The sequence below is a fragment of the Bacillus sp. Bwzl_19 genome (genome assembly GCF_054900515.1).
Map to the genome: position 1 here is coordinate 658,920 of NZ_CM142729.1, position 17,652 is coordinate 676,571.

At 49.4% G+C, this 17,652-nt stretch carries 17 protein-coding genes; 14 read left to right on the forward strand and 3 right to left on the reverse strand.

What is annotated here, in order from left to right:
• The first annotated feature begins 47 nt into the window (after positions 1-47).
• From purC to purD, 9 genes are all read left to right on the forward strand, one after another.
• Positions 48-767 carry a phosphoribosylaminoimidazolesuccinocarboxamide synthase gene (gene purC / locus ACW5MY_RS03550; RefSeq protein WP_013351277.1) on the forward strand — a complete coding sequence of 240 codons (720 nt, stop codon included), beginning with the start codon at positions 48-50 and terminating at the stop codon, positions 765-767.
• Positions 767-1,021 (forward strand): phosphoribosylformylglycinamidine synthase subunit PurS, encoded by a 255-nt coding sequence (gene purS / locus ACW5MY_RS03555; RefSeq protein ID WP_013351278.1) that lies wholly within the window; start codon positions 767-769, stop codon positions 1,019-1,021. Before purC ends, purS begins: the two co-directional genes overlap by 1 nt.
• On the forward strand, positions 1,018-1,701 hold the full coding sequence (gene purQ / locus ACW5MY_RS03560) for a phosphoribosylformylglycinamidine synthase subunit PurQ (RefSeq protein WP_013351279.1): 684 nt from the start codon (positions 1,018-1,020) through the stop codon (positions 1,699-1,701). The genes purS and purQ overlap by 4 nt, the downstream gene beginning before the upstream one ends.
• Positions 1,685-3,913, forward strand: a complete 2,229-nt coding sequence (gene purL, locus ACW5MY_RS03565) for a phosphoribosylformylglycinamidine synthase subunit PurL (protein WP_013351280.1) — start codon at positions 1,685-1,687, stop codon at positions 3,911-3,913. The genes purQ and purL overlap by 17 nt, the downstream gene beginning before the upstream one ends.
• On the forward strand, positions 3,889-5,319 hold the full coding sequence (gene purF, locus ACW5MY_RS03570) for an amidophosphoribosyltransferase (RefSeq protein WP_013351281.1): 1,431 nt from the start codon (positions 3,889-3,891) through the stop codon (positions 5,317-5,319). The genes purL and purF overlap by 25 nt, the downstream gene beginning before the upstream one ends.
• A 91-nt stretch (positions 5,320-5,410) precedes the next feature.
• Positions 5,411-6,451, forward strand: coding sequence for a phosphoribosylformylglycinamidine cyclo-ligase (purM, locus tag ACW5MY_RS03575; protein WP_013351282.1), 1,041 nt, complete (start codon positions 5,411-5,413; stop codon positions 6,449-6,451).
• The gene (gene purN / locus ACW5MY_RS03580; protein ID WP_013351283.1) at positions 6,448-7,035 is read left to right on the forward strand and encodes a phosphoribosylglycinamide formyltransferase; all 588 of its coding nucleotides are present in this window, start codon (positions 6,448-6,450) and stop codon (positions 7,033-7,035) included. Before purM ends, purN begins: the two co-directional genes overlap by 4 nt.
• A complete protein-coding gene (gene purH / locus ACW5MY_RS03585; protein WP_013351284.1) occupies positions 7,032-8,570 on the forward strand; it encodes a bifunctional phosphoribosylaminoimidazolecarboxamide formyltransferase/IMP cyclohydrolase in 1,539 nt (512 codons plus the stop codon). The genes purN and purH overlap by 4 nt, the downstream gene beginning before the upstream one ends.
• Positions 8,571-8,584: 14 nt before the next feature.
• Positions 8,585-9,853: a phosphoribosylamine--glycine ligase gene (gene purD / locus ACW5MY_RS03590; RefSeq protein ID WP_013351285.1), complete on the forward strand. Its 1,269-nt coding sequence runs from the start codon at positions 8,585-8,587 to the stop codon at positions 9,851-9,853.
• 42 nt (positions 9,854-9,895) lie between these two features.
• Here the strand turns inward: purD and ACW5MY_RS03595 are convergent, their stop codons facing one another.
• The gene (locus ACW5MY_RS03595; protein ID WP_014471543.1) at positions 9,896-10,318 is read right to left on the reverse strand and encodes an Lrp/AsnC family transcriptional regulator; all 423 of its coding nucleotides are present in this window, start codon (positions 10,316-10,318) and stop codon (positions 9,896-9,898) included.
• Between the two features lie 145 nt (positions 10,319-10,463).
• Between ACW5MY_RS03595 and ACW5MY_RS03600 the strand changes: the two genes are divergently transcribed.
• Positions 10,464-11,702 (forward strand): APC family permease, encoded by a 1,239-nt coding sequence (locus ACW5MY_RS03600; protein WP_013351287.1) that lies wholly within the window; start codon positions 10,464-10,466, stop codon positions 11,700-11,702.
• A 30-nt stretch (positions 11,703-11,732) separates the two neighbouring features.
• Here the strand turns inward: ACW5MY_RS03600 and ACW5MY_RS03605 are convergent, their stop codons facing one another.
• Positions 11,733-11,954: a YgaP family membrane protein gene (locus ACW5MY_RS03605; protein WP_013351288.1), complete on the reverse strand. Its 222-nt coding sequence runs from the start codon at positions 11,952-11,954 to the stop codon at positions 11,733-11,735.
• Between the two features lie 114 nt (positions 11,955-12,068).
• On the opposite strand from ACW5MY_RS03605, the gene ACW5MY_RS03610 reads away from it, so the two are divergent.
• The 3 genes from ACW5MY_RS03610 to ACW5MY_RS03620 are packed head-to-tail and all read left to right on the forward strand — an operon-like array spanning position 12,069 to position 15,145.
• A complete protein-coding gene (locus ACW5MY_RS03610) occupies positions 12,069-13,811 on the forward strand; it encodes an adenine deaminase (protein ID WP_013351289.1) in 1,743 nt (580 codons plus the stop codon).
• A gap of 24 nt (positions 13,812-13,835) precedes the next feature.
• Entirely contained in the window at positions 13,836-14,831 is a 996-nt protein-coding gene (locus tag ACW5MY_RS03615; RefSeq protein WP_013351290.1) for a DUF3048 domain-containing protein, read from the forward strand.
• A gap of 2 nt (positions 14,832-14,833) precedes the next feature.
• Entirely contained in the window at positions 14,834-15,145 is a 312-nt protein-coding gene (locus ACW5MY_RS03620) for a YerC/YecD family TrpR-related protein (RefSeq protein WP_003155745.1), read from the forward strand.
• Positions 15,146-15,180: 35 nt separating this feature from the next.
• Here ACW5MY_RS03620 and ACW5MY_RS03625 read toward each other — a convergent pair whose 3' ends face one another.
• Positions 15,181-16,761 (reverse strand): FMN-binding glutamate synthase family protein, encoded by a 1,581-nt coding sequence (locus ACW5MY_RS03625; RefSeq protein ID WP_462061666.1) that lies wholly within the window; start codon positions 16,759-16,761, stop codon positions 15,181-15,183.
• 195 nt (positions 16,762-16,956) lie between these two features.
• On the opposite strand from ACW5MY_RS03625, the gene pcrB reads away from it, so the two are divergent.
• The gene (pcrB, locus tag ACW5MY_RS03630) at positions 16,957-17,646 is read left to right on the forward strand and encodes a heptaprenylglyceryl phosphate synthase (protein WP_013351292.1); all 690 of its coding nucleotides are present in this window, start codon (positions 16,957-16,959) and stop codon (positions 17,644-17,646) included.
• Positions 17,647-17,652 lie beyond the last annotated feature (6 nt).

The window sequence follows — 17,652 nt, forward strand, 5'->3', positions numbered from 1 at the left end:
CCCCCCATAGATTGAATATTCCCAACATTCGGGTTAGGAGGACTTCCGTGAATATTGCGAAAAATAATCTTCTTTATGAAGGAAAAGCGAAACGAATTTATCAAACTGAAGACGAACAGATTCTCCGTGTGGTCTACAAGGATTCCGCAACAGCCTTTAACGGCGAGAAAAAAGCGGAGATCACTGGAAAGGGACGTCTGAACAATGAAATTTCAAGCCTGATCTTCAAACATCTGCACGCCAAAGGAATTGACAACCATTTTGTGGAGCGTGTTTCAGAATCAGAGCAGCTTATCAAAAAAGTAAGCATCATACCGCTTGAAGTCGTGGTCAGAAACATTGCCGCCGGGGGCATGTCGAAACGCCTCGGTATCCCGGAAGGAACAGAGCTTCCGCAGCCGATTATCGAATTTTACTATAAAGATGACGCACTCGGTGATCCGCTCATAACCGAAGATCATATCTGGCTGTTAAAAGCGGCTTCATCCGAACAGGTGGAAACGATCAAATCAATTACAAGACAGGTGAATAAAGAGCTGCAGCATATTTTTGAAGACTGCGGTGTCAGATTAATAGATTTCAAGCTGGAATTCGGCTTAGACGCAGAGGGACGGGTGCTTTTAGCGGATGAGATTTCTCCTGACACGTGCCGGCTGTGGGACAAAGACACGAACGAAAAGCTCGATAAAGATTTGTTCAGACGGAACCTGGGAAGCTTAACCGACGCATATGAAGAGATTTTCAAAAGACTGGGAGGCAATTCATAATGTATAAAGTGAAAGTTTATGTCAGCTTAAAAGAAAGTGTGCTTGATCCTCAAGGAAACGCGGTGCAGCATGCATTGCACAGTATGACCTACAATGAAGTGCAGGATGTGCGCATCGGAAAATACATGGAGCTGACGCTGGAAAAATCAGACCGCGATCTTGATGAACTCGTTAAAGAAATGTGTGAGAAGCTCCTTGCCAATACAGTCATTGAAGACTACCGATATGAAGTTGAGGAGGTTGTCGCACAGTGAAATTTGCGGTGATTGTGTTACCCGGCTCTAACTGCGATATTGATATGTATCACGCCGTAAAGGACGAACTTGGCGAAGAAGTCGAGTATGTCTGGCACGAGGAAACAAGCCTTGACGGGTTTGACGGCGTGCTCATCCCCGGCGGCTTTTCTTACGGCGACTACCTGAGATGCGGCGCCATCGCCAGATTCGCCAACATCATGCCGGCCGTGAAAAGAGCGGCTGCTGAAGGAAAACCGGTTCTCGGCGTCTGCAACGGATTCCAGATTCTGCAGGAGCTCGGACTGCTGCCCGGCGCCATGAGACGCAATAAAGATTTAAAATTCATTTGCCGCCCGGTTGAATTAATCGTGCAGAACGGCGAAACAATGTTCACTTCTTCCTACAAAGAGGGACAATCGATTACGATTCCCGTTGCCCACGGCGAAGGCAATTTCTACTGTGATGACGAAACGCTTGAAAGATTAAAAGAAAACAATCAAATCGCTTTCACATACGGCGGCGATATTAACGGAAGCGTCAGCGGCATTGCCGGCGTCGTGAATGAGAAAGGCAACGTATTAGGCATGATGCCTCACCCGGAGCGCGCGGTCGATGACCTGCTCGGCAGCGCAGACGGTCTTACATTGTTCCAGTCTATCGTGAAAAATTGGAGGGAAACTCATGTCGCTACTGCTTGAACCAAGTAAAGAACAAATAAAAGAAGAGAAACTCTATCAGCAAATGGGTGTCAGTGATGACGAGTTCGCACTCATTGAATCTATTATCGGAAGATTGCCAAACTACACGGAAATCGGGATTTTTTCCGTGATGTGGTCAGAGCACTGCAGCTATAAAAATTCTAAGCCGATTTTACGCAAATTCCCGACAACCGGCGAACGCGTGCTGCAAGGTCCCGGAGAAGGCGCGGGGATCGTTGACATCGGTGACAATCAGGCGGTTGTGTTCAAAATTGAATCGCATAACCACCCGTCAGCGCTTGAGCCGTACCAGGGTGCTGCGACGGGAGTGGGCGGCATCATCCGTGACGTTTTCTCAATGGGCGCCCGTCCGATAGCTGTATTAAACTCTCTTCGATTTGGTGAACTCACTTCACCGCGTGTGAAGTACTTGTTTGAAGAAGTAGTGGCGGGAATCGCGGGATACGGAAACTGTATCGGCATTCCGACGGTCGGCGGGGAAGTTCAGTTTGACGCAAGCTATGAGGGCAATCCGCTTGTCAATGCCATGTGCGTCGGCCTAATTGATCATAAGGATATTAAAAAAGGCCAGGCGAAAGGCGTCGGCAACACGGTTATGTACGTCGGCGCTAAGACGGGACGCGACGGCATTCACGGCGCTACTTTCGCATCTGAAGAAATGTCAGATTCATCTGAAGAAAAACGCTCAGCAGTGCAGGTCGGCGATCCTTTCATGGAAAAGCTTCTTCTTGAAGCCTGCCTGGAAGTCATCCAGTGTGACGCGTTAGTCGGCATTCAGGATATGGGAGCGGCCGGTCTGACAAGTTCAAGCGCTGAAATGGCAAGCAAAGCCGGTTCCGGCATTGAAATGAACCTTGATCTCATTCCGCAGCGGGAAACGGGTATGACCGCTTACGAAATGATGCTTTCCGAGTCTCAGGAACGCATGCTTCTCGTCATTGAACGCGGACGTGAACAGGAAATTGTCGATATTTTTAATAAATATGATCTTGAAGCGGTTTCCGTGGGTCATGTCACGGATGATAAAATGCTCCGCCTCCGCCATAACGGAGAGGTTGTTTGCGAGCTTCCGGCCGACGCGCTGGCGGAAGAAGCCCCTGTATATCATAAGCCGTCAGCAGAACCCGCGTACTACCGCGAGTTTCAGGAAACTGAAGTTCCCGCGCCTGAAGTAAAAGACGCGACAGAGACGCTTTTTGCCCTGCTGCAGCAGCCGACAATTGCGAGCAAAGAGTGGGTGTACGATCAATATGATTACATGGTGCGCACGAACACGGTGGTGGCTCCGGGCTCTGACGCGGGAGTGCTCAGAATCCGCGGTACGAAAAAAGCGCTGGCAATGACGACGGATTGCAACGCCCGCTATTTGTATCTCGATCCTGAAGAAGGCGGAAAAATCGCCGTTGCCGAAGCGGCGCGCAACATCGTTTGCTCCGGTGCCGAGCCGCTTGCGGTCACGGATAATCTGAATTTCGGAAACCCGGAAAAACCTGAAATTTTCTGGCAGATCGAAAAAGCGGCCGACGGCATCAGCGAGGCGTGCAATGTTCTCAGCACACCTGTCATCGGCGGAAACGTATCACTTTATAATGAATCGAACGGCACGGCCATCTATCCGACGCCGGTCATCGGTATGGTCGGGTTAATCGAAGATACGGCTCATATTACGACACAGCATGTCAAAGCGGCGGGGGACTTGATTTACGTCATCGGTGAAACGAAGCCTGAGTATGCAGGAAGTGAACTTCAGAAAATGACTGAAGGGAAAATCTATGGCAAAGCGCCCGAAATTGATCTTGACGTTGAAAAAGCCCGCCAAACATCGCTTCTGGACGCCATTAAACAAGGTCTGGTCCAATCTGCGCATGACGTGTCAGAAGGCGGCTTGGCTGTGGCGATTGCAGAAAGCGTCATGACGACAGACGGACTCGGCGCAAACATCACGGCATTTAATGAAGCAGCTCTTTTGTTCAGTGAGTCTCAATCCCGCTTCGTCGTTTCCGTAAAGGAAGAAAACAAGGCGGCGTTTGAAGCGGCTGCGGCAGATGCCATTCATATCGGTGAAGTGACAGGGGACGGACAGTTGACGATCCGAAGCCAAGAAGGACAACAATTGGTTCACGCGCAAACGAAAGAACTTGAGCGCGCGTGGAAAGGAGCTATTCCATGCTTGCTGAAATCAAAGGCCTGAATGAAGAATGCGGTGTGTTTGGCATCTGGGGGCATGAAGAGGCTCCGCAGATTACGTATTACGGCCTGCACAGCCTGCAGCACAGAGGGCAGGAGGGCGCCGGCATCGTGGCGACCGACGGCCAAAAACTGACGGCTCATAAAGGGCAGGGGCTTATTACCGAAGTTTTTCAAAACGGCGAACTGAGCAAAGTGAAAGGCAAAGGCGCGATCGGTCACGTCCGCTATGCGACGGCCGGCGGCGGCGGATATGAAAATGTCCAGCCGCTCCTGTTCCGTTCGCAAAACAACGGCAGTCTCGCGCTCGCCCATAACGGCAACCTGGTCAATGCCACACAATTGAAGCAGCAGCTGGAAAACCAAGGGAGCATCTTTCAGACTTCCTCCGATACGGAAGTGCTGGCTCACCTGATTAAACGCAGCGGCCACTTTTCACTGAAGGATCAGATCAAAAATTCGCTATCCATGCTGAAAGGCGCTTACGCCTTTTTAATCATGACAGAAACAGAAATGATTGTAGCGCTTGACCCGAACGGACTCAGACCGCTTTCACTCGGCATGCTCGGTGACGCTTACGTCGTCGCATCAGAAACATGCGCATTTGATGTGGTCGGCGCGACGTACCTTCGCGACGTAGAACCGGGCGAAATGCTTATCATAAACGATGAAGGCTTGAAATCAGAGCGTTTCTCCATGAATATCAACCGTTCTATCTGCAGCATGGAGTATATCTATTTTTCTCGTCCGGACAGCAATATCGACGGTATTAACGTGCACAGCGCCCGGAAAAGCCTCGGGAAAATGCTTGCTCAAGAGTCCGCGATTGAAGCGGATGTCGTCACAGGCGTGCCTGATTCTAGTATTTCCGCAGCTATCGGCTATGCCGAGGCAACGGGCATTCCGTACGAACTCGGTCTTATTAAAAACCGTTACGTCGGCAGAACGTTTATCCAGCCGTCTCAAGCTCTTCGTGAGCAAGGAGTAAGAATGAAGCTGTCAGCCGTCCGCGGTGTTGTTGAAGGAAAACGGGTCGTCATGGTTGATGATTCCATCGTGCGCGGGACGACAAGCCGCCGTATTGTCACAATGCTCCGAGAAGCGGGAGCGACAGAGGTGCATGTAAAGATCAGTTCGCCTCCGATCGCCCATCCTTGCTTCTACGGCATCGACACATCGACCCATGAGGAGCTGATTGCTTCCTCACATTCAGTCGAAGAAATCCGCCAGATTATCGGCGCCGACACGCTTTCTTTCTTAAGTGTAGACGGATTGTTAAAAGGAGTCGGCCGGAAATTTGAAGACACCAATTGCGGACAATGCCTCGCTTGTTTTACGGGCAAATATCCGACGGAAATTTATCAGGATACAGTGCTTCCTCACGTAAAAGAAGCAGTGCTGACAAAATAAAGTCTGAAAATGATATAAAGGCAGCGCGATTTCAGGCTGCCTTTCTCTTTCTGCCTTTTGAGGAGAAACGAATTGACAAGGAGTGATAGGGATGTCTGATGCTTATAAAAATGCCGGAGTTGACATCGAAGCCGGATATGAAGCCGTCAAACGAATGAAAAAACACGTGGAGCGCACGAAAAGGCTCGGAGTTATGGGAAGCTTGGGCGGTTTTGGCGGAATGTTTGATCTGTCAGAGCTCCCGTATCAAAAGCCTGTTTTAATTTCCGGAACAGACGGTGTCGGCACCAAGCTGAAACTCGCTTTTTCAATGGATAAGCATGACACGATCGGCGTCGATGCGGTGGCCATGTGTGTAAATGATGTGCTCGCCCAAGGAGCGGAGCCGCTGTTTTTCCTTGATTATTTAGCAGTCGGCAAGGCCGATCCGGTAAAAATCGAGCAGATCGTTCAGGGCGTGGCAGATGGCTGCGAGCAGTCAGGATCAGCGCTTATCGGCGGTGAGACGGCGGAAATGCCGGGGCTCTATACGGCTGATGAATACGATATTGCCGGCTTTTCAGTCGGTGTCGCGGAAAAAGACGAAATCGTCACCGGTGAACATATCGAGGAAGGGCATCTCTTAATCGGACTTACTTCAAGCGGCCTTCACAGCAACGGATTTTCCCTTGTGAGAAAGGTGCTTCTTGATGACGGCGGACTTGATTTGGATACTGTCTATGAACCCTTTGCGCGGCCGCTCGGAGAAGAATTGCTGGAACCGACGAGAATATATGTGAAGCCGGTGCTTGAAGCGGTAAAAAGCGGTAAGGTGGACGGCATGGCGCATGTGACAGGCGGAGGATTCATCGAGAACATTCCGCGGATGCTGCCGGACGGATTGAGCGCGGAAATTGATCACGGGTCATGGCCGATCCCGCCGATTTTTCCGTTTTTGCAGGAGCACGGCAAGCTGAAAGAAGAAGAAATGTTTAACGTCTTTAACATGGGCATCGGTTTTGTCCTTGCCGTTAAAGAAGAAAACCTGACAGACGTCATCGACACTCTTGAAGCACAGGGCGAGAAGGCTTATTTGATCGGGCGGGTCAAGCACGGCGAAGGCATTTCTTTCGGCGGTGCGGCTCTTTCATGAAAAAATTTGCGGTATTTGCTTCAGGAAACGGATCGAACTTCGAGGCCATTGCCAAACGCATGAGAGAAGAGAAGTGGGACGCGGAGCTATCGCTTCTCGTGACGGACAAGCCTCAGGCAAAGGCGGTGGAAAGGGCGGAGGCTTTACATATCCCGTCATTCGCCTTTGAACCGTCAGCTTTTGAAAACAAGGCCGCCTTTGAACGGGCCATTATTGAACAGCTTCGTCTGCACGGGGTTGAATTAATCGTTCTCGCCGGCTATATGAGACTGATCGGAGATACGCTGCTTGAAGCATACGGAGGCAGGATTATCAATATACATCCGTCGCTTCTCCCGGCATTTCCGGGCATTGATGCTGTCGGACAGGCGCATCGTGCCGGTGTGAAAGTGGCGGGCATTACCGTTCATTACGTCGACGAAGGCATGGACACCGGACCGATTATCGCGCAAAAAGCATTCGAGATACAGGAAAACGATACGCTTGAAGACATGGAACATACAATACACGAGCTTGAGCACAAATGGTATCCGAGCGTTGTGAAACAGCTGCTGGGACTAAATAACAGAGGTGAAAAGGCATGACAATCAAACGCGCACTAATCAGTGTTTCTGATAAAACAAATCTTGTACCTTTCGTAAAGGAACTGACAGAGCTCGGCGTCGAAGTCATTTCGACCGGAGGAACAAAAAAACTTCTCCAGGAAAACGGTGTGGATGTCATCGGCATTTCGGAAGTGACCGGATTTCCTGAAATTATGGACGGACGGTTAAAAACGCTCCATCCTAATATTCACGGCGGCCTGCTTGCCGTAAGAGACAATGAAGAGCATATGGCGCAGATCAATGAACACGGCATTGCACCCATTGATCTTGTGGTCGTCAACCTTTACCCGTTTAAAGAAACGATTTCAAAAGAAGACGTGACATACGATGAAGCGATAGAAAACATTGATATCGGCGGTCCCGGCATGCTGCGCGCCGCATCGAAAAACCATCAGGATGTGACGGTCATCACGGACCCGGCCGATTACAGCTCCGTGCTCAATGAGATCAAAGAACACGGCGGCGTTTCGCTTAAAAGAAAACGCGAGCTTGCGGCCAAAGTATTCCGCCACACCGCGGCATACGACGCATTAATCGCCGATTACTTAACACACGAGGCCGGTGAGAAAGACCCTGAGCAATTCACCGTTACATTTGAGAAAAAACAATCGCTCCGCTACGGCGAAAACCCTCACCAAGAGGCTGTTTTCTATCAAAGCGCACTGCCTGTCTCCGGTTCCATTGCGGCGGCAAAACAGCTTCACGGCAAAGAGCTTTCTTACAACAACATTAAAGACGCGGATGCGACCGTTCAAATCGTCCGGGAATTTACAGAACCCGCTGCTGTTGCCGTTAAACATATGAACCCATGCGGAGTCGGTACGGGAGCTTCAATTGAGGAAGCGTTCAATAAAGCATATGAAGCAGACAAAACGTCCATTTTCGGCGGCATCATCGCGCTGAACCGTGAAGTTGATCAGGCAACGGCCGAAGCCCTTCACGGCATCTTTTTAGAAATCATAATCGCCCCTTCTTTCAGTGAAGAAGCGCTGAACGTGCTGACGTCGAAGAAAAATCTTCGTCTGCTCACGCTTGACGTGAATGCAGCAGGGAAGAAAGAAAAACAGCTGACTTCCGTACAGGGCGGCCTTTTGATTCAAGATTTAGACGTGCACGGATTTGATGACGCAAAAATCAGCATTCCGACAAAAAGAGAGCCGAGCGAGCAGGAGTGGGAAGATCTGAAGCTGGCTTGGAAAGTCGTCAAACACGTGAAATCGAACGCAATCGTTCTTGCAAAAGACCATATGACGGTCGGTGTGGGTGCAGGACAGATGAATCGTGTCGGTTCAGCCAAAATCGCCATCGAGCAGGCCGGAGAAAAAGCAAAAGGCAGCGCGCTCGGATCAGACGCGTTTTTCCCGATGCCGGATACGGTCGAAGAAGCCGCAAAAGCGGGCGTCACGGCGATCATCCAGCCCGGCGGATCGGTCCGCGACGAAGATTCAATTAAAAAAGCGGATGAATACGGCATCGCCATGGTCTTCACAGGCATCAGACATTTCAAACATTAAGGGAGGTACGAAGCGTGAATGTATTGATTATCGGTAAAGGCGGCAGAGAGCATACATTGGCTTGGAAAGCGGCGCAAAGCCCGCTTACTGACACGGTGTACGCCGCGCCCGGAAATGACGGTATGGCAGACTGCGCGACGCTGGTCAGCATCGAAGAAAGCGATCATGCCGGACTCATTGCCTTTGCGAAAGAACATCATGTCGGCCTGACGATTATCGGCCCCGAGGTTCCTCTCATTGAAGGGATAGCGGACGATTTTGAAAAAGCCGGACTCCTTGTTTTCGGACCGTCCGAACAAGCGGCAATCATTGAAGGAAGCAAACAGTTTGCGAAAGATTTAATGAAAAAATACGGTATACCGACGGCGGAGTATGAGACGTTTACTTCATTTGAAGAGGCGAAAGCATATGTGCAGCAGAAAGGCGCGCCGATTGTCATTAAAGCGGACGGGCTTGCCGCCGGAAAAGGTGTGACGGTCGCGATGACGGAAGAGGAAGCGATTGAATGCCTTCATGATTTTCTCGAGGATGAGAAATTCGGCGAGGCGAGCGCATCCGTGGTCATTGAAGAATTTCTCGCCGGTGAAGAATTTTCCTTAATGGCGTTTGTAAAAGGGGAGACCGTCTATCCGATGGTGATCGCCCAAGACCATAAACGCGCCTTCGACGGAGACAAAGGGCCGAATACGGGCGGAATGGGCGCCTACTCACCGGTGCCGCACATTTCCGATGACATCGTCAAAAGCGCTGTCGAAACGATTGTGAAGCCGGCGGCAAAAGCTATGGTGAAAGAGGGACGCTCCTTCACAGGCGTGCTGTACGCGGGGCTGATTCTGACGGAAAACGGATCAAAAGTCATTGAATTCAACGCGCGCTTCGGTGATCCGGAAACACAGGTTGTGGTGCCGAGAATGGAATCAGACCTCATTCAGGTGCTTTTGGATCTGCTTCATGAGAAGGATGTTGACCTAAGGTGGAAGGATACGGCCGCTGTCAGCGTTGTGCTGGCTTCTGAGGGCTATCCTGAAGGCTATGCGAAAGGGACACCGATCGGCAGTTTGACATCCGCTGAAGACGGGATCGCCGTTTTTCATGCCGGAACGAAAAAAGACGGCGATCAATTTGTCACAAACGGCGGCCGGGTCGCCAATGTCACGGCATTTGCTGAGACATTTGAAGAGGCGAGAGATAAAGTGTACAGCGCCGTTTCCGGTCTGACAAAACCCGGACTGTTTTACAGAAGCGATATCGGCGTCCGTGCGCTGAAAGCATCGCTGCGATAATGAGGAAAACCCCCGCGTCATGAAGATGCGGGGGGTTTCTTTTTACGTAAGGGCGCCTTCAAAGGCTGAGGAAGACAGGACGACCAAGGTTGTCGGCTTGCCGTGTGACATGCATTCATCGATAAAGTCTTCCAGCGTATGGACGGATTCTGTCACGACTTTTGTGATGTAGCTGTACATGCCGGTGATTCTGTGGTTCTCTATAACATCCGGATGCTTGCCGGCAAATGCGGCATAATGCTTGCAGTTTCTCGGTTCCATCAGGATAAAAGCCGTAACGTGCTTATTCAGTTTCTCAAAATTGATATTGGCGCCGTAGCCCGTGATCACGCCTTTTTCTTCAAGTTTTTTGACCCGTTCAGCGGCGCTTGGAGAGCTGAGCCCGACAAGCTTGCCGAGCTCCACCATTGTCAGCCGGGCGTTTTTCTGCAAATGCGATAAAATATGTAAGTCTGTTTGGTCCATAAGGCTGCCCCTTTTCATTTTAAGTGATCTTCCTGTAATTCCTTTATTTTTAAATGAAAGAAACCGTTTTTGCTTAATTGTAGCATATGGAAGACCGTTTTCTTTCTTTATAATAAAGCCAGCTTTTCAAAAAGGGGGAATCACCATGAATACGCTGCGCCGCTCTCTCACATGGGTGCAGGGAACCGCATTGACGATAGGGGCTGTTTTGGGGTGCGGGATTTTAATTCTGCCTTCTGTTGCGGCAAATACAGCGGGGCCTGCTTCGCTCGCTGCTTGGCTTTTAATGTCATTGGCGGCTTTTCCGATTGTGGGGACACTCTCCGCCTTGGTGCAGAAAGTGCCGAGTGCAGGAGGGATTACAGCATATGCGGAACTTGCTTTTCAGAAAAAGGCCGGAGCGGTTTCAGGCTGGATCATGCTTGGATCAGTTCCGATCGGCGTCCCGATTATCGCGCTGACCGGTGCTCAGTACATCACAAGCGTCACCGGAGCGGGTGCGGGTGCCGTTACATTGATTGCGGCAGCGATGCTTGCTTTATCTCTGTTTCTTCATTTAAGAGGGCTTCAGCTATCCGCAGGGATCGGCACGCTGATCATTTGTTTGATTATATTGTTGTTAGCCGCGGCTGTTGCCGTTTCACTGCCGCATGTCACGTCCGGCTCTTTTCATCCGTTTCTCCCGCACGGATGGCATGCCGCAGGCTCGGCCGCAGTTATGATCTTTTTCTCCTTTGTCGGCTGGGAAATGATTACGCCGCTTGCCGAAGAGTTTAAACATCCGAAAAGGGATATTCCGATCAGCCTGTTTGCGGCTGCCGCGTGTGTGGGACTGTTATATACGCTGACTGCTTATGTTACGGTCGGAACCCATGCTTACGGAGACGAAAAAGGCATCGCGTCTCTCAATTTGCTGATGGCAAACGGAACGGGGCGGACGGGAGTATACATAACCGCATGTCTGGCGCTGTTTATTACATTCAGCACCGTTCATGCCAATATTGCGGGCTTTTCAAGAATGGTGTATGCGATGTCGCGGGAAGGGCATATTCCGAAATACTTTGACCGGCTGCATCAAAAAAACCGCACCCCTGTGCGTGTGCTGACGACGCTCGGCGCCATATTTTTTACGGTGCTTTTGATTCAATGGGTGTTTCAGCTCAATCCTGAAGTGCTGCTGAAGGGCCCGAGTGCCGCATTTATCGCTTCATACGTCATTACGATGGCGGCCGGGCTCAAGCTGCTGCGCCGCTTCGGTATCGGCTGGTGGTCCGCGCTGGCGTCACTCGGACTTTGTATCGGCATATACAGCTTCAGCGGCTGGGCTTTCTGTTATCCGATCCTTCTCGGACTCGCCGGACTCTTTTATAACAGGAGAAAATAAATAACAAGCCGAAACGGCTTGTTATTTTTCTTACTGGCGGCTGTCATCCTGATTCATTCCAGCCTGGAACATATATGTTACCGGACAGAAGCGGAGGATGCCGGACGCCGCTTTCATTGCGCCCATCATCATACAGAAAAGATGCATTTTGCACCACGGTTTTCTCGTGTATTTTGCTGACGCAGCAGACAAAATGGTAAGGCCGCAAGTGATTCGCATAACGGCGTTTAATAAACTGATATTCGGTTTCATTATTTCAGCTCCTTTACTTTTCGTTCATCTTCAATAATTTGTAACGTTTTAACCGTGCGATAATTGTGCGGATGTGATACGATGAGTCTAATATAAGCGAAGGAGAGTATGTGAATGTCCGAACGTACCTTTAACTGGAAAAATAAAGACATCAGATCACAGGCGGATGTTGTAGACTCAAAGCTGCTTCCAACGCTACTTTTACGGAACGCTCTCGTTTTAAATCCTTTTTTAAAACAATGGCTGAAAAAGAATATCTGGATTTACGGAGACCGAATTGTATATGTCGGTGATGAGCTTCCTGATGCAGCAGAGCACATTCATACCATAAATTGTGAAGGAAAATACATTGTGCCAGGTTACATTGAACCGCATACACATCCTTTTCAAATATATAATCCCCAAACGCTCGCCGAATATGTGTCTCAATTCGGAACAACGACGTTTGTTAATGATAACTTGTTTTTCCTTTTGCACAGCGGAAAAAAGAAAGCGCTTACCATATTAGAAGAACTGAAAAAACAGCCGGTGCAATATTTCTGGTGGTCCAGATATGATCTGCAGACTGAAGTGCTGAATGAGGACCAGCTTCTTTCTTTTGATGTCCGCAAGCAATGGATTGAGCACCCGGATGTCATTCAAGGCGGAGAATTGACCGGCTGGCCGCGGCTCATGGACGGGGATGACTTGATGCTTCATTGCATGCAGGCGACAAAGAAACTGCGCAAGCGGATCGAAGGGCATTTCCCCGGCGCTTCTGAGAAAACACTTACGAAGATGAAACTGTTCGGCGCTGATTCCGATCATGAGGCGATGAATGGCGATGAGGTGATGAGACGGCTTGAATTGGGCTACTATGTGTCGCTCAGGCATTCATCCATCCGCCCTGATTTGAGGACGATTCTGCAGGACCTCCATCAAAAAGGCTTCCGGCATTATGATCATTTCTTTTACACGACGGATGGGGCGTCGCCGCTTTTTTATAAAGGCGGCATGACGAATGAATTAATCAAAATCGCTCTGGAGGAAGGAGTTCCGGCGATTGACGCTTACAATATGGCGTCCTTTAATATCGCGAAGTATTATCAGATGGACGACTTTCTCGGTGTAGTCGGCCCGGGACGGCTTGCCTCATTGAACATTCTTGATGACCCTATGAATCCGGACCCGGTTACGGTGATATCCAAAGGCATCCTGCTGAGAGAAGACGGCCGAAATATGAAGGCGTTTACAGAAACGGATTGGAAAAAGGGCGGTCTTGTCCCTCTTGAGCTTTCATATGATATGAAGATGGATGATTTACAGTTTTCAATGCCGATGGGTGTGAAAATGCGCAACGCGGTCATTATGGAGCCGTATATGATTGCGATTGATAATTCTGTTGACCAGCTTTCTTTTGATCATGATGAAAGCTATCTCACGCTTCTCGATAAGCATGGAAAATGGCGGGTCAATACAATGCTGAAAGGTTTTGCCGAGCGGGTGCAGGGCTTTGTCAGTTCCTACACGACAACCGGAGATATTATCGCTGTCGGAAAAAATAAGGAAGATATCCTGCTCGCCTTCTCACGGATGAAAGAAATCGGCGGGGGAATCGTGCTTGCCGAAAACGGGAAAATTCTTCATGAAATTCCCCTCGCCTTAAATGGTTCCGCATCTGCGGAGAATTATGAAGAGGTGCTTGAGAAAGAACAAAAACTGAGGATTCTGCTGGAGGAGCGGGGCTACCGATTCTGCGATCCGATCTATACGCTGCTCTTTTTGCAGAGCACACACCTGCCTTATATTCGCATTACGCCGAGAGGAATATTCGACGTGATGAAAAAAACTGTACTCTTTCCATCGATAATGCGTTAAAATATAAAAGCAGGGAGCCGACATATGAAAAGATGGAAAACCGTTTGTATGCTTTGTTTTGCGTTTTTGCTGCTTGCCGCCTGCCGGCAGAATGATGCCGATCAGGTGCAGCCGAAAGAGGCGGAAGCCCCTTTAACAGGGTTGAAAACTGAGCGGAAGCTTGCAGAACGCCGTCCGATTGCAGTCGCAGTGAACAATCATCCGAAGGCGAGGCCCCAATCCGGGCTGTCAAAGGCGGATGTTGTCATCGAAGCGCTGGCAGAGGGCCGGATTACGCGGTTTCTCGCGATTTTTCAGAGTGAGATGCCGGAAACGGTCGGACCTGTGCGGAGCGCGAGGGAATATTTTGTCACCCTCAGCAGCGGATTTAACAGCATATTTGTCCATCATGGCTGGAGTCCCGGCGCTAAAAAGCAGCTGGAGTCCGGAGCTTACGATTATATAAACGGTTTGGATTTTGACGGAAGCCTGTTTTGGAGAGCCGATTTCAGCAAGCCTCCCCACAATTCCTACACGTCTTATGACAATATCAGAAAGGCGGCGGAACAAAAGGGATACAAGCTGAACGAAAAAACAAAACCGCTTCCATTTCAGACATCAGACGCAAAACCCGGAAACGAAACCTACAATATTCGGATAGATTATGGAACACAAAACGTTACAAATCTTGTCGAATACGATTATGATAAAAAAGCTGATGCTTATACAAGAAGCTCTGATGGTGTGAAAGCGACAGACCGGGAGACCGGAAAGCCTTTAGCCATGCACAACATTTTTATTGTTGAAGCCGGCCATCGCATTACAGACAAAGATGGAAGGCGGGCCATCGATATTCAATCAGGGGGAAAGGGCCTCCTGCTTCAGCACGGCGATGTTATTGAGTCAGACTGGGAATATAAAGACGGACGTATTCTGCCCGTAAAAGGCGGTGAGATTCTTCCGTTTGTGCCAGGAAAGACATGGATTAATATCGTGCCTGATCTCGATGCAGCTTCCATTAGTAAAGGAGAAGGTGTTTGACGATGCAAATCGATAAATTACGCGGAAAAGAACTGGACCAGTTATTCTTATCTATTTTATCGCTGAAAGATCTGGAGGAATGCTATCGTTTCTTTGATGATCTTTGTACGATTAATGAAATCCAATCGCTGGCGCAGCGTTTGGAAGTGGCAAGAATGCTCCGCGAAGGAAACACGTATCACAAAATAGAAAGCGAAACGGGTGCTTCAACAGCGACGATTTCCCGGGTGAAACGCTGCTTAAATTATGGCAACGACGCCTATGAAATGGCGCTTGACCGTGTAAACAAAGGAGAATCCTCCTCAGCAACGTAAAAAACCGCTCTGCCGATGACGGCAGGCGGTTTTTTTTATGCGTGCTGATTCATATTCATAAGGCCGGGAAGTTCCCTCAGGCTGCCGTCTTCCTCTCGGTATACGATGTGTTCAGCTGAGAAGTGAATCGGCGAGCTGATGCCCGCCGCCGCGGCAAGGTGAAACAGTCCTTCACGCAAGGAGAGCACGTAGTTGCAGACGCGGTGCTGTTTGTCTTCGATACTGAGCGCGCGCTGAAGCTTCGGATCGGTTGTTGCCACTCCGACAGGACAATGATTGGTGTGGCATACTTGAGCGCGGATACAGCCGACTGAAAACATCATTCCCCGGGCAATATTGACAAAATCCGCGCCTAACGCGAGGGCGACGGCGATTTTATCCGGAGTGAGCAGCTTTCCGGATGCGAAAATTTTCAGCTTATCTCTTATACCGTATGTTTTCAAAAGGCCGTCAACAAGGGGGAGGCCGGTCATAATCGGCAGACCGACGGAATCCGCCAGCTCATGAAAGGAAGCACCCGTTCCCCCTTCACTGCCGTCAATGGTAATAAAGTCGGGAAGCTTGCCTGATGAACTCATACGGGAAATAAGATCTTCAAGGTCTTTTCGGCTGCCCGGGACAATTTTGATGCCGACCGGTTTTTCACCGACAGTCCTTAATTCCTCAATAAAATCAAGCATGTCCGGAACATTTGAGAATTCATTGAACCTGTTTGGGCTGTCTATGGATTGTCCGGGCTGCACATTTCTGATGGCGGCAATTTCTTCGGTAACCTTTGAACCGTCAATATGCCCGCCTCTTGCTTTCGCTCCTTGCGCAAGCTTTAATTCAAAGGCTTTAATTTGTTCGAGACGGCTTTTTTTCTTAAATTCTTCCCACGAAAATTCTCCTTCTTCGGTACGGACGCCGAACAGTCCGGGGCCGATTTGGCAGATAATATCCGCACCGCCTTTCAGGTGATACTCAGACAGGCCGCCTTCGCCTGTATTCATCCACGTGCCTCCGGCCTGGTGCAGCCCTTTTGACAGGGCGGTAATTGCCCGGTCGCCAAGTGAGCCGTAGCTCATCGCTGATTGTCCGATTAATCCTTTCACATAAAACGGTTTCTTGCATGTGTCACGGCCGATCACTTGTACATCGTCCGGATGCAGGTAATAAGGATCCGCTTTTGTTTTTTCGCGGTGTTCGCTGCGTTTCAGCAGGTTGTCCTTGTCAATCTTGTATACCATCGTGTCGTTCTTCGGCGTTTGATCTGTGCGCAGCTCCTCCCTTTGTTTCGGAAAGAGGGCATTCCGGATATAATAGCCCGGCTGATCGAAATCCCGTTCTGACCCGAAGCCCATCATTCTGCTTTTATACTTTCCCGACATGACCGTCTGTTCATATTCTCTCCGGGAAAACGGCTGTTCTTCGTTATCATTGCTGAATAAATACTGCCGCAGTTCTGGTCCGATTTTTTCAAATATATAGCGCAGCTTTCCCGCTACGGGATAATTGCGCAGCACTGAATGTTCTTCCTGTTTTTCGTCTCTTATGTATATCCAAAGCAGCAATACGGCGGGAACTAAAATAATAAAAATCAATATACATATCAGTACGATAATGGCTTGTTCCATTGAAATCAGACTCCTTGCCTTTTTTCTCTTTGACATTCCACATTTTGTCTGTTTTCAAACATGGCCGTTTCCCGTCCGCCGGAGCGCCATCTTTTTTTATGAATCAGATGAATGACGTCTTTTTCCGTTTTTCCGGGCCAAATGAATTTGTTATAATGTTTAAATGGCAAGAAACGAATGGAGGAACGAAAACGCATGTACGATGTTAACGAGTGGAAGCACGTTTTTAAACTCGATCCGAATAAAGATTTACCGGATGAACAGCTGGAACGGCTTTGTGAATCAGGGACTGACGCCATTGTGATCGGAGGAAGCGACAATATCACCGAGGACAATGTGCTGAGACTGATGTCAAAGGTGCGGCGTTTTTTAGTGCCGTGCGTACTTGAGGTATCGACGATTGATTCCATTGTGCCCGGATTTGATCTTTATTTCATTCCGAGTGTGCTCAACAGCAAAAATGCGGACTGGATTGTCGGCATGCACCATCAGGCGATGAAAGAATACGGCGAGCTGATGTCCATGGAGGAAATCGTGACGGAGGGCTATTGCATCGTCAACCCTGATTGTAAAGCGGCCGCTTTGACGGAGGCGGATACACATATAGAAACAGAAGATATTCTCGCTTATGCGCGGGTCGCGGAGCATTTGCTTCATCTTCCGATTTTTTATTTGGAATACAGCGGAATGCTGGCGGACATAGAAACGGTGGAGAAAACGAAAGCTGTGCTGGACAAGTCCGTCCTGTTTTACGGAGGCGGCATTAAAGATGCGGAAACGGCGGAACGGTTCGGCCGCCATGCCGATGTCATTGTTGTAGGAAATGCCGTATATGAAGATTTTGATCAGGCGCTCAAAACGGTGGCGGCTGTAAAGACGAAGTAGCCAAGC

Coding starts and splice junctions, on each gene's coding strand:
- purS (WP_013351278.1), top strand. CDS start 767: ATGTATAAAGTGAAAGTTTATGTCAGCTTAAAAGAAAGTGTGCTTGAT.
- purL (WP_013351280.1), top strand. CDS start 1,685: ATGTCGCTACTGCTTGAACCAAGTAAAGAACAAATAAAAGAAGAGAAA.
- purF (WP_013351281.1), top strand. CDS start 3,889: ATGCTTGCTGAAATCAAAGGCCTGAATGAAGAATGCGGTGTGTTTGGC.
- purM (WP_013351282.1), top strand. CDS start 5,411: ATGTCTGATGCTTATAAAAATGCCGGAGTTGACATCGAAGCCGGATAT.
- purN (WP_013351283.1), top strand. CDS start 6,448: ATGAAAAAATTTGCGGTATTTGCTTCAGGAAACGGATCGAACTTCGAG.
- purH (WP_013351284.1), top strand. CDS start 7,032: ATGACAATCAAACGCGCACTAATCAGTGTTTCTGATAAAACAAATCTT.
- ACW5MY_RS03595 (WP_014471543.1), bottom strand. CDS start 10,318: ATGGACCAAACAGACTTACATATTTTATCGCATTTGCAGAAAAACGCC.
- ACW5MY_RS03600 (WP_013351287.1), top strand. CDS start 10,464: ATGAATACGCTGCGCCGCTCTCTCACATGGGTGCAGGGAACCGCATTG.
- ACW5MY_RS03605 (WP_013351288.1), bottom strand. CDS start 11,954: ATGAAACCGAATATCAGTTTATTAAACGCCGTTATGCGAATCACTTGC.
- ACW5MY_RS03610 (WP_013351289.1), top strand. CDS start 12,069: ATGTCCGAACGTACCTTTAACTGGAAAAATAAAGACATCAGATCACAG.
- ACW5MY_RS03615 (WP_013351290.1), top strand. CDS start 13,836: ATGAAAAGATGGAAAACCGTTTGTATGCTTTGTTTTGCGTTTTTGCTG.
- ACW5MY_RS03620 (WP_003155745.1), top strand. CDS start 14,834: ATGCAAATCGATAAATTACGCGGAAAAGAACTGGACCAGTTATTCTTA.
- ACW5MY_RS03625 (WP_462061666.1), bottom strand. CDS start 16,761: ATGGAACAAGCCATTATCGTACTGATATGTATATTGATTTTTATTATT.
- pcrB (WP_013351292.1), top strand. CDS start 16,957: ATGTACGATGTTAACGAGTGGAAGCACGTTTTTAAACTCGATCCGAAT.